This is a genomic window from Pseudarthrobacter sp. (assembly GCF_036675385.1).
Lineage (GTDB): Bacteria > Actinomycetota > Actinomycetes > Actinomycetales > Micrococcaceae > Arthrobacter.
This window is the reverse complement of record NZ_JAKFFD010000031.1, coordinates 1-11,083: the sequence shown is the minus strand read 5'-3', so window position 1 is coordinate 11,083 and position 11,083 is coordinate 1. Positions and strand designations below refer to the sequence as shown.

At 63.3% G+C, this 11,083-nt stretch carries 13 protein-coding genes and 1 pseudogene; 8 read left to right on the top strand and 6 right to left on the bottom strand.

Annotated features, from left to right (window positions below):
- A pseudogene (locus V6M49_RS02925) lies at positions 1–128 on the top strand (integrase core domain-containing protein); the annotation flags it as partial.
- A gap of 411 nt (positions 129–539) precedes the next feature.
- On the top strand, positions 540–962 hold the full coding sequence (locus tag V6M49_RS02920) for a hypothetical protein (RefSeq protein ID WP_141140789.1): 423 nt from the start codon (positions 540–542) through the stop codon (positions 960–962).
- A 224-nt stretch (positions 963–1,186) separates the two neighbouring features.
- Here the strand turns inward: V6M49_RS02920 and V6M49_RS02915 are convergent, their stop codons facing one another.
- Positions 1,187–1,444 carry a hypothetical protein gene (locus tag V6M49_RS02915; protein ID WP_332759953.1) on the bottom strand — a complete coding sequence of 86 codons (258 nt, stop codon included), beginning with the start codon at positions 1,442–1,444 and terminating at the stop codon, positions 1,187–1,189.
- Between the two features lie 191 nt (positions 1,445–1,635).
- Between V6M49_RS02915 and V6M49_RS02910 the strand changes: the two genes are divergently transcribed.
- On the top strand, positions 1,636–2,373 hold the full coding sequence (locus V6M49_RS02910) for a VOC family protein (protein ID WP_141140788.1): 738 nt from the start codon (positions 1,636–1,638) through the stop codon (positions 2,371–2,373).
- Positions 2,374–2,399: 26 nt separating this feature from the next.
- Here V6M49_RS02910 and V6M49_RS02905 read toward each other — a convergent pair whose 3' ends face one another.
- Positions 2,400–3,479: a PDDEXK nuclease domain-containing protein gene (locus V6M49_RS02905; RefSeq protein WP_246848542.1), complete on the bottom strand. Its 1,080-nt coding sequence runs from the start codon at positions 3,477–3,479 to the stop codon at positions 2,400–2,402.
- A 190-nt stretch (positions 3,480–3,669) separates the two neighbouring features.
- On the opposite strand from V6M49_RS02905, the gene V6M49_RS02900 reads away from it, so the two are divergent.
- Positions 3,670–4,053: a cupredoxin domain-containing protein gene (locus tag V6M49_RS02900; protein WP_210412305.1), complete on the top strand. Its 384-nt coding sequence runs from the start codon at positions 3,670–3,672 to the stop codon at positions 4,051–4,053.
- A gap of 2 nt (positions 4,054–4,055) precedes the next feature.
- Positions 4,056–4,451 (top strand): hypothetical protein, encoded by a 396-nt coding sequence (locus V6M49_RS02895; RefSeq protein WP_332759952.1) that lies wholly within the window; start codon positions 4,056–4,058, stop codon positions 4,449–4,451.
- 7 nt (positions 4,452–4,458) lie between these two features.
- On the opposite strand, the gene V6M49_RS02890 is transcribed toward V6M49_RS02895, so the two are convergent.
- Both V6M49_RS02890 and V6M49_RS02885 read right to left on the bottom strand, forming a co-directional pair.
- On the bottom strand, positions 4,459–5,988 hold the full coding sequence (locus V6M49_RS02890; protein WP_332759950.1) for an FAD-dependent oxidoreductase: 1,530 nt from the start codon (positions 5,986–5,988) through the stop codon (positions 4,459–4,461).
- A 150-nt stretch (positions 5,989–6,138) separates the two neighbouring features.
- Complete coding sequence (locus tag V6M49_RS02885; protein ID WP_141140785.1) at positions 6,139–6,606, bottom strand: DUF4383 domain-containing protein; 468 nt, start codon at positions 6,604–6,606, stop codon at positions 6,139–6,141.
- 205 nt (positions 6,607–6,811) lie between these two features.
- On the opposite strand from V6M49_RS02885, the gene V6M49_RS02880 reads away from it, so the two are divergent.
- The 3 genes from V6M49_RS02880 to V6M49_RS02870 all read left to right on the top strand — a co-directional run bounded on the left by V6M49_RS02880 (position 6,812) and on the right by V6M49_RS02870 (position 9,356).
- The gene (locus V6M49_RS02880; RefSeq protein WP_332759948.1) at positions 6,812–7,630 is read left to right on the top strand and encodes a CPBP family intramembrane glutamic endopeptidase; all 819 of its coding nucleotides are present in this window, start codon (positions 6,812–6,814) and stop codon (positions 7,628–7,630) included.
- A gap of 71 nt (positions 7,631–7,701) precedes the next feature.
- Positions 7,702–8,751 (top strand): saccharopine dehydrogenase family protein, encoded by a 1,050-nt coding sequence (locus V6M49_RS02875; RefSeq protein ID WP_141140783.1) that lies wholly within the window; start codon positions 7,702–7,704, stop codon positions 8,749–8,751.
- Positions 8,748–9,356, top strand: a complete 609-nt coding sequence (locus tag V6M49_RS02870) for a TetR/AcrR family transcriptional regulator (protein ID WP_141140782.1) — start codon at positions 8,748–8,750, stop codon at positions 9,354–9,356. Before V6M49_RS02875 ends, V6M49_RS02870 begins: the two co-directional genes overlap by 4 nt.
- A gap of 73 nt (positions 9,357–9,429) precedes the next feature.
- Here V6M49_RS02870 and V6M49_RS02865 read toward each other — a convergent pair whose 3' ends face one another.
- Positions 9,430–9,747, bottom strand: a complete 318-nt coding sequence (locus tag V6M49_RS02865; protein WP_332759946.1) for a GyrI-like domain-containing protein — start codon at positions 9,745–9,747, stop codon at positions 9,430–9,432.
- A 183-nt stretch (positions 9,748–9,930) separates the two neighbouring features.
- Entirely contained in the window at positions 9,931–10,788 is an 858-nt protein-coding gene (locus V6M49_RS02860) for an SDR family NAD(P)-dependent oxidoreductase (protein WP_246848540.1), read from the bottom strand.
- Between the last annotated feature and the right edge of the window lie 295 nt (positions 10,789–11,083).

Genomic DNA, 11,083 nt, shown 5'->3' with positions numbered 1-11,083 from the left:
CAGAGGCCGAGCGTGTTGCTGCCTTCGCCGACTGGCTCCATCACTACAATCATCATCGAGGCCACACCTCACTCAAAGGTCAGCCACCAATCAGCCGTGTTACTAACCTCTCAGGTCAATACAGCTAGGGTGCGTCATTGAAAACCTCCGGGGGTCAGGGTTTCCCGCAAGGCGACGTCGTGCCAACAAGAGGCTCTGTGGGCTTGGTTAGGGGACTAGGTCATTGGTACTTCGGGCGTGCTGGCAGTGCCCGGCGTCCTTGCGGAACTAGGTCTCGCATTCAGTCCCAGACTCCTACTACGGTCGCATCGTCGAAAGCGACGTGCGGACCGGTATCGCCTTCGTCCGGGGCACAGCAAGCCATGAAGAACCCGCTGGCGTCCAACTTATCCGCGCTGCAGTAACCCACGTTTGCTTCGTCCACCTACCGGGACCCGAATCAAAACCCTCAACGGGGCCGCGCAGAGCGGGCCATACTGGCATTCTTCGGCGGCGGAAGCTACGTTTCGGGCGGTGGCTGCATGGAATTTGGCGGGCTCATGCTCAATGTCGCAGGTGCGGGTGTGGGTCTCCTCGGCGCCGGTGTCACGGTGAAGATCCATGGAACCAAAGCACTAAGTCAGGCTGATGAGCACCGAAGAATTGTCGACGTCGCGATAGCGCCGCTCGATGTGCAGGACGAGCTCCACCGCGGGGTGAAGGAGTGGGCGCGTGATCAGGACGGGGTCCTCAGCCATCTGGTATCCCAGGCGACGAAGGCGATTGACGTTCTGGAGTCCGAGTCGTTCGACTCCACCAGGAAGCTTCACGGCAAGCGGCTCCTTGTCGCCTTTACCCTCGTCACGGCGGTGGGACAAATCATCAGCGTGCCAGCCGTCGGCGAGGACGACAGCCTCGATGGGACTACCGAACAACTCACGTTTAGATCCCCCGATACAACCACGGAGGCCACAGATGACTGATCAGAAACGCGTACACGAGGGCAAAGTGCTGCCTCCGGCGGTGGACCGGGTCAGCTCCGCTGATGCGCTCGGCGCGTTCAACGAGATCGTGGGATTTTGCGCGAGGCGATCCAGATCCACGAGACGGAGAGCAGGAAACGCGAGAAGCTCAAGACATATCGGGAGACCGAGGTCGCAAGGATCAAGACATCCGAGAAGACCCTTCGGTACTACCTGGACCGGACTTACGAGGAGCGCCAGTAGGCGAACCACTGATCATTCTGAGGAGCCAGCGCGTCCCGCAGGGTATTCACATAGCGGTCGGCCGGCATCTGGTGTGGATTGCCGAAGGTGAAGTCGCAGCCCGGCACCTGCCCATGCCCGCGGGCACCGTACTCCCGGATGTGGGCGTTAACCCGCTGAAAGGAGGGGATCGACGCCAGCCGTGCAGCGCGATCAGATACAGCCGAGGTTGTCTGGGATGTGGCTGTCGGATCGTTCATGTCAGCGCTCCTGTGTAGGGCAGCCCGGTGGGGCGGCAGTCGGATGGGCGGCGCCCTGCCAAGCCAGCGGAGGCCGTAGTAAGAGCCATTGTTGACTCGACGACGCATTGGAGTAAAGACTCCGCGATAATGACCCGGACCAGGGCGTGCCTCCGGTATCGGGTATTTACGTGGGTATAGGGTCTGGTGCTATGGCGCTGCGACTTGTTCAGGTGAATTTCAAGGCTCGGGATGACTCGGCGCTCGGCCGGTTTTGGGCGGAGGCGCTCGGCTGGGGTGTTTCCAGCGAGGGACCCGGAGTGACCAATGTTGAACCCGTGGGCTTCGCATGGCCGGACCCCACCGCCGTGTGCGTCGATGTCGTGACCGTCCCGGACCCCGAGACAGTGAAGTACCGCGCGCACCTCGATCTGGCCACCACGTCCTTGGCCCATCAGGCGGAGCTGGTGGCGCGCCTCGTGGAGCTCGGTGCGACGCCCGCGGATGTGGGCCAGGGTGATGTGCCGTGGAAGGTCCTGGCAGACCCGGAGGGCAATGTGTTCTGTGTGCTGGAGCCGCGATCGATCTACCGGGACACCGGGCCGATTGCCACGGTGGTGGTCAACTGCGCCGATCCGCGGGCCCTGGCCCGGTTCTGGGGCGAGGCCACGGACTGGACCGTGCACGAGGTGAACGACGATCATGCGAGGCTGCGTTCGGCCAAGGGCGTCGGGCCGTATCTGGAACTACTTCGCACGTCCGGAGTGGAGACGGTGTGGAACCGTGTCCATCTCGACGTGATGCCGTACCCGGGTGGTGATCAAGCGGCAGAAGTGGCCAGGCTGCGGGCTCTGGGCGCCACCGACGCCGACGTCGGCCAGGGCGATGTGCCATGGGTGTGCCTCGCCGACCCTGAGGGCAACGAGTTCTGCGTCCTCGCCCCGGGCTGACGCAGAGCCTTGCATATCGATTCCGGCTAATCCACCGAATCTCCTTGGGAAAAGTCTTGCGAAAGCTCGGCTTCGATTTCGCTGATGCTGGGTAGCGTGGCAGCGAATTCCTCTGGCAAGGACGCCACAATCGCGGATTCCCATTCGGCGATACCGATCGGTTTCGAGAAGCCCCGCAAAGAGTACTCGGCCACGACGTTGTTCTTCGTTTTGCACAGCAGCAGTCCGATGGTCGGCTCGTCGTCAGGATGACCCAGGAGGTCGTCGACAGCGGACATGTACATGTTGATCTGACCCAGATACTCCGGCTTGAAGGCGGTGGCCTTCAGCTCGACCACAACGAAGCAGCGGAGCTTGAAATTGTAGAACAGCAGGTCGGCGAAGAATTCGTCCGCCCCGATGGTCAACCGGACTTGCCGGCCAACGAAGGCGAATCCCTGGCCGAGCTCCAACAGGAATTTTTCGACGTGCACCACGAGTTGTCCCTCAAGCTCACGCTCATTCCGCTTGCCTGTCATGGCCACGAAGTCGAAGACATATGGGTCCTTGAATGATTGCTGGGCAAGATCCGAATCCGACGGCGGCAATGTTGCTTTGAAGTTGGTGATCGCCTTGCCGGAACGTTCGGAGAGCTTCGTCTCGATGTGGTGGGCAAGCACGTTCCGTGACCAGCCATTCTCGACGGCGGCAGCGGCGTACCAGCGCCGGGCGCCCGAGTCCTCAAGTTTGTCGAGAAGGATGACATTGTGGCCCCACGGCAATGTTGCAACAGGCTGTTGCAACATTGGGAAGTCAGGCCAGGCTTCGGCGAACGACTTCATATAGCGGAGATTTCGCGGCGAAAATCCACGTGCCTCGGGAAAAGCCGAGCGGACGTCAGCCGAGAGCCGCGTTACCACTTTGCTACCCCAACCTTGGGCTGACTCTCGCTTGGCCAATTCGCTGCCAATCACCCAGTACGAAAGCAGCATCTCCCGGTTGGCGGCCGAAATTGCCCTGGACCGGCCGGAACGGACCTGTGAGGCGACGGACGCCAACAACTCCGGATACCAATCGGGCATGCTTGACGTCGCGGGCGTTGATTCAAACGATGCTGGTGTAGACACGCGGATCGGTTCCCTTTCGTGGCGATCATTTCGCCCTGAACCTATCTGCCGGCACTGACATTCTTGATCCGCGGGCAAGGTGGCGCCTACCGCTGCAGCCGCAGGCGCCATTTCCGTCTGATGCGCGCACAATAATAGGGACAGGCGGGGCCTTGCCGGCCCTGGTTTTCCGGAGTCGAGGACGGTCACAGTGAGAGCGATTCAGGCCAAGGCCACGGTGCTACTGATGGCGGCGCTCCTTTTGGGCGGTTGCGGCTCCGGCACCGGGAGTCCCGCGGCGTCCCCCGGGCCGGGGACAGCGACGACGGGAGCGGTCACTCCTGGAGCGCCTGTAATCACCATCAAGGACTTCGAGTATGGCGCGCCGCTGACCGTTGCGCCGGGCACAATTGTCACGGTCACCAACATGGATTCAGCGGGCCATACCGTCACCGCGGACCAGGGCCAGGCATTTGACGTGGATGTCCGCGGAAGCGGCGGGACGGCCACGTTCACGGCGCCCTCGGCACCCGGCTCCTACCCCTACTTCTGCACTTATCACCCCAATATGCGCGGGACGCTGATAGTCAAATGAACATGGCACTGAGGGTACTGACGGCACTGGCATTGTTCATCGATGCCGGGGTACATATTTATCTGGCCCCCGGCTACCAGGCGGCCTCGCCTGGCGGAATCGGACAAGGCAACTTGTTCTATCTCGAATCGGCCGCGGCGGTGCTGGCGGCGCTGTGGGTTCTGTTCCGCGGCAGTAGAGCCTCCTTTGCCCTGGCCCTGGTGGTGGCCCTGAGCGCATTCGTGGCCGTGGTGTTGTACCGGTATGTGGATATCCCGGCCTTCGGACCCTTCCCTGCCATGTATGAGCCGGTGTGGTTTCTTGAGAAGTCGCTCAGCGCCGTGGCTGAGGGAGCCGGGGCGCTCTTGGCCGCTGTGGGCCTGGTGCGTACCGCCCCCAAGCGCCGGTCCGCCAGGTAGCAGGGGATCAGGGCATCTGCGCGGGTGGGAGGCTCTTGGCGGCGGGTCCTTGGATGACGGTGCCGTCGGTGGAGAATCGGGAGCCGTGGCAGGGGCAGTCCCAGGTGGCGTCGGCGGTGTTGAAGCCGACGGTGCAGCCCAGATGGGTGCACGTGGCGGAGACGGCGTGGACCTGCCCGCCTGCGTCTTTGTAGACGGCGGTGCTCTCGCCGTTGACGGTCATGACTTTCCCCTGACCCGGCGACAGTTCCGTGTGGCCGGGCCGGCCGCGGAGTTTGCCTGCCAGGACAGCTGCCACGGTCTTGAAGTTCTCCTCCGCGAACCGTTTCGCGCTGGCTGCCGGGGTGAACCGGTTGCTGTTGAACACCGAGGCCCAGGGGTTTTCCCGGCCGCTGAGGGTGTCGGCAAGAATGAGGGCGGCAGCGGTTCCATTGGACAGGCCCCATTTGCGCAGGCCGGTGATCACGTACACGTGTTTGGCGGTGGGGGACATAAGTCCGGCGTAGGGCAGCCCGTCGAGCGGGATGCCGTCCTGTGTTGACCATCGGTAGGCGATCTTGTCCACACCGAGGCGGTCGTGGGCGAAGGTGGCGAGTCTGCGGTAACGCGCGGCTGTATCGCCGGGCTCGGACACGCGGTGGCCCTCGCCGCCGGTGAGCACGTAGCTTGTGCCGTTGACGCTGGTGGTCAGAATGGATCGCATCGGTTCGTCGGCGCTGATGAACGTGGCGTCCAGCGGTGGCGTGTCCACGCGGCCGGCGACGAGGTAGGAGCGGTGCGGATGCGACCGCAGGTAGAACAGGCCCTGCCCGCCCCACGGCACATTCGTTGCGACGATGATGCCGCGTGCCCGGACGGTGCCGTGTTCGGTATCGACGACGGCCGGGGAACCATCGTGGACCTGCTGCGCCCGGGTCTGCTCATAGACGAAGCTGCCCTCACCGTTGACCGCGCGGGCGAGACCCCGGAGGTATTTCACGGCATGGATTTGCGCCTGCCCGTCGAATCGGACCGCGCCCTTGAGCGGGAAGGGCAGCGGCACGTCGGTGGTGAAAGCGGCGGGCAGGCCGAGGCTGGCGGCAAGGTTGGCTTCGGCGCGCACGTGGCTGAGCGCGCCGTCGGATTCGGCGTAGGTGTAGTTGGCTACGCGGCGGAAGTCACAGTCGATGGCTTCGGCGGCCACGAGTTGCGCGACGTGTTCGACTGCGGCCTGGTTGGCCTCCCCGTAGATACGCGCGGTGTCGTTGCCGTGTCGGCGCGCAAGTTCCGTGTAGGCAAGGCGGTGAAGGGAGGTGACCTTGCCGGTGGTGTGGCCGGTGACGCCGGTTCCGACGCGGGCGGTCTCGATGACCGCGACGGTCCGGCCGGTGCGTTTGAGCGCCAACGCTGCGGTCAGCCCGGCGATGCCGGCCCCGATGACCGCGACGTCCACCTCCAGCTCCCCCCGGAGGACCGGATAATCGGTGGTTCCGGCGGTAGCAACCCAGAGGGAGCGGGGTTCACCTTCCGGCCGTCCACTGTTCGATGCGTCATTCACTGCGTCACCTCAGGATCACCCGGTACTGCTCGGCTGTGTAAAGGCTGCGTCAGCAGCAGCCGACGCCGAGGGACTGACGGCGACCGTCCCGAGGATTGTGTACCCAGGGGGACGGCCGCCGTCGTCGGTTTTCCACGAACCGTGGAGGCGCTACATAGCGCTTCCCTTCTTCTCCATGGCATCCCGGCCCAGCCAGAGGCCCAGGCCCACCATGCCAACGCCCAGAACCAGGTGCAGCCAGTTGTCAGCAGTGTTGAACGGGACGAAGTTGGCCGCCGTGTTCATGTCGATGACCAGGCCGTAGATCCACAGGACCAGGTACACGACGCCGCCGCCGAGCAGGAACCAGCGGGCCATCGGGTTCGTCCGGGCCATAACGATCCCGGCCACACCGAACAGCAAATGCACGATGTTGTGCAGCACTGACACTTGGAAGACGCCAAGGAGCATGGCCCCGGACTCATGTCCCGCGAAGGTCATGGCGCCGTAATTGGTGGTGATTCCCGGGATGAACCCGAGGACTCCAACCAGCAGGAAAACTGCACCGATACCGATGGCGGTGTTGTGAAGTGTCAACCCCATCATGTGGTGTTGGGCAGGGTGTGACGCGGTAGTCATTTTGTCTCCCTTTCACGCTGGTTGCCGGCTCTTCAGATGGAGAGCCGGCCTTGCGGCAAGGAGTCGCAGGAATCCTGCCGACGCCCACATCGTACTCCGGAAAACCGCCTGTGGGCAGGGGTAACAGTGCTTTGGGGGCCTCGCCCAGAGGTTGACCGCAGCGGCCATCTTTCCCAGACGTCGCCGTCGCTGACATGCTGGTAGGGTGACTTCGATCTTGACCGAACCACCCCGTACCGCGCTCACCTGGAAACTGGTGCCAGCGGTTCTGCTCTCCGTGTCCGGAGTGCTGCTATTCGGTGTCGAGAATGACCTCATGGGCTACAGCGTGCTTGCGTTGAGCCTCGTCACGGCCGCAGTCATCGACCGTGAATTCCTACGGCACCTCGGGCTGATTGCGGCGGGAATGGTGATCATCAGCCTGGTTCCGCTGAACGCTGATTTGAGCATCCCGCACATTGCTCTGATGGGTGGAGCCCTTGCGTTGGCCGTGCTGGTGCCGTGGCTGGTGTCCCGTTTCGCCTACCGCGAGAGGATCATCAAGTTTCCGGTGAACACGGGCCGCAAGTGGCCGTTGAGCGCAAAGCTGTACCTGATCGCTGTTGTGGCCCTCGGCTACCTCATCCTGCCGGTCTACCTGATCCGCACCGGCGTGTATCAGAACTGGCCGGCCGCGTCCGACCCCACCATCTTCTGGCGCCTCTTTCTCGGCGTCAACGCGGTTGGGATTTGGGACGAGCTGTTCTTCATCTGCACCACGTTCACGCTGCTGCGGCGGCACTTCCCGGACTGGCTCGCCAACATCCTGCAGGCCGTGGTCTTCTCGTCCTTTCTCTGGGAGATCGGCTACATGGCCTGGGGGCCGCTTCTTACGTTCCCGTTCGCGCTGCTGCAGGGATACACCTTCAAGCTGACCAAGTCGTTCACCTATGTTGTGACGGTGCACCTGGTCTTCGACTTTGTGCTGTTCCTCGCACTCGTGCACGCGCACAACCGCGACTGGCTGCCGATCTTCTTGTACTGAGCCCTTGCGCCGTGTGAGGAGGTTTCCAGGTGAGAACCAGTTTTTAGGTCATATGACCTAAACTTTCCTGTATGAACGATTTACTTGAACATAAACCTGCCGGTCCCGTCCTGATCGTCGGTGGATACGGCACCGTTGGAACAGCCCTTACCGGGCTCGCCGCGCCCCTGTGGCCCCTTGTCCTGACTGGTAGAAATCCTGACGGCGGAGCCGCTCTTGCCGAAGAACACAACGTGACTGTGCGGAAGTGGGACCTCGACGACCCTGCGCCATTCGCCGCCCAGGCGCGGGCCGTCATCAGCGTTGTCAACGATCCCAATGACCGGGTGCTGCGTGCCGCCGTCAGCGCAGGAATCCCCTATGTGGACATCACCCGCTGGACGAGCCGCCTCACTAAGGCTGCCACGCAGGCAACGCTGCTCGGCCCGACTGCCCCGGTACTGCTGTCCTCCGGATGGATGGGCGGGGTGATCAGCCTCGTTGCAGCAAGGTTGGCGGAAGATGCGGACGGTGCACAACAGGTCGATGTTGCCATCCGCTACGACACCAATGACCGGGCCGGCGCGGACTCCGTGGACTTTATGGACCGGCTGGGGCACGACTTCGAGGTCCGGAAAGATGGCAGGCCAGTGATCGTCAGCCCGTTAAGCGACACCCGCTCGGTGGATATTGCTGGGCACCCTACGAAAGTTGCACGGCTGGACACTCCCGAACAGTTCACCTTCCCCATGACCCTTGGCGCCGGGACCGCCTCAACCCGCATCGGCTTCAGCTCCAACGTATCGACGTCGGCCCTCTTGGCGGCGAAGGCGGTGGGGCTCTTCCGCTGGGGCCGAGGAAGGCGTTGGGCGTCCGTCAGGCGCTCACTCTTGTACTCGCCGGGCAAGGGCGGCATCGCCCATGTCCGCGTTGATGTTCAGGGACGGAAAGGTACCCGAACCGCTCTGATTTCAGACCCGCTCGGTCAAGCACACCTCACCGCGCTCGGTGGGTTCCTCGGGCTGCGCAATGTCCTGCATCAGGACTCACGGCCTGGCGTCAGCTTCCCGGAGAGCACTCCCCGCCTGGCCGAAATGCTCGCCGAACTGGAGCTGCACGGTGTGACAATATTGAGGTCATGACCGGAACCAAGGGCGCCCTCAGACAGACGACGATCCTTGATGCCGCTGAGGAAGTACTGGTCGCCAAAGGCAACGCCGGCTCCGCAATGAGGGATTTTGCGGCCGCGGCAGGGGTCCGGGTCGGTCACCTGCAGCACTATTTTCCGACCAGGGCAGACCTGATCCGGGCCGTTCTTGATCGCTCGCTCAAGCGCTCACTTCAACGGCTCAAGGAAATGTCCGGGATCGGCGTCGGAGACGGTCCGGGCGCAGGCGAGCTGTTGACGCGGAAGCACTCGGAGCGGTTGTTTACCGCACTCCTGGCTGAACACTCGGATCCGGCCGGAGTCGGAATGCACGTTGAGGTCTGGGCCATTGCCGCGGCAGACGAGCAGATTGCCGCGGTGGTCAGGGCCTTCTATGCCCAATACGCTGAGCATGTAGCTGACCTTGTGGAGCGCGCCAGGCCCGAACTCGGCGAACCACAGCGCAACGCAGTAGCCAGCACCGTGGTTGGTCTCTTTGAAGGCGCGGCCGTGACGCGTTCGGTCATCGGTGGCCTCCGTCCGGAGGGCTCCGATGCCGAGCTGATCCGCACGGCACAATGGCTGGTCCACGGCTTCTGAAACCGCTCCGTAGGCCGGAGGCAAACAAAGTCATCTCGGCCGTACGGATGTTGGTTGTTGAGCTTGTCGCAACCTATCCCGATGGACGTACTGGCTGCCGCAGGACAGTCCTTAGCTTCCCCGGAGCCACTCGCTTGGGGTCGTCCAGGTAGATCTCATGGTGGTTCCCGTTTGGAACCAGGTCATGGGCAGGCAGGAACTTACTGTGCAGCCTGGCAAGGGTCGGCACCTCCCCGCTGTTCGGCCCCACGTGCATGATCTGGGCGCACAGGCCTTCGTGAAGGCTTTCGAGCCGCAGGCTGGACGGCGGCTCACCCATGCTTGCTTTCGCCTTATCCACGGCATCCTCAAACATCGCCGCCGTCAGCCAGCCCGGTTCAAAGACGATCATCATCCGCCAGTTCAGCTGGTCTCGGTTTGGCGTCTGCGAACGCAGGACTGTCTGGCCCGCCTCGCCCGTCGACCATAACGAATCGCATCTCTGGCACGTCCACCAGGACGAAATCGGTGACGGGTGGCAGGTACAACTCCTTCAGCCTGGCCCGCAGGTCTTCATCTTTCACATTGCCACCGTTCACGGCATCCCGGCCAGGCGCGCGCACGCGTCCCACAGGCGCTTCCGGGCTTCGGGGTCCGATCCCATTCCGGGCGTCGGGAGCTCCTTGCGCTTGGCCCAGAGCTTTCCGGAGACTCCTGCTGTTTCGCGCGACGTGGCGAGCCAGAGCGGTGTATCCGCCGCCTTTTCTGCCGGTGCTCCAAATGTGTTCGTGATCCAGCGGAACGGGCCCCCGACGTCCTGCAGCAGCGTCGTGTTCTTGACCAGTCCCGGATGGGCGGCATTGGCGACCACGCCTGAGCCGCGCAGACGCTCAGCGAACTCCTGCGTGAGCAGAACCCTGGCCAGCATTGTGGGCGGCGTCGAGCGAAGGTAGCTGTACTTGCCGCTTGCAGTCTGGAGGTCGTCGAAGTTCAGCCTTGCATTGCCATACCGGGACGCGATGTTGACGATACGGGAATTGCTGCGTGGTGCGGCTGCGTGGTGCGTGAGCGCGTCCAGCAGCAGGTCCGTCAGAAGGAAGTAGGCCATCACATTGGTGGCAAAGGTCAGTTCGAGCCCATCGCGGGTTACCTGACGCTCCTTGCGGAACACGCCCGCTGCGTTGACCAGCACGTCGAGCCGGTCGTGGCGGGACAGGAACTCAGCCGCCGCCGCATGGATCGAGGACTGGTCTGAGAGGTCACAGACCAGTGGTTCAAGTTTGGCGCCCGGAACCAGCCGGCGGATGCCCGCCATCGCCTCGCTCGCCCGGGTTGTTGAGCGCCCCGCCACGACCACCAAGGCACCCTCACGTGCAAGGCCCGATGCCACAGCGCCTCCCAAGCCGCCGGCCGCGCCCGTCACCAGTGCCACGGTCCCGTCCATGGATGCCATCGCCTCGCCTCCTGACGCGTTGCCATCTTGTCGTAACGATGAGGCCGCGGTGGAGCCGGGGATTTCCGGCGCTAGCCTCGACTAGTCAAAATCACAACACACGCGAGCCGGATTGACCAGACAACATTCTTACACCACCAGCCGCAGCGGCCTTTCGCCCAACCGCACCGTGATTTCCTGGCCCCAGGATGCGGTCAGGCGGTCTGATTCCATGCCGTCGCCGAACACCACCAGCTGGTCGGATGCCACGGTGATCCGGAGTGTCTCGACCGCCTCCAGCACCCCCTCCGTCAGG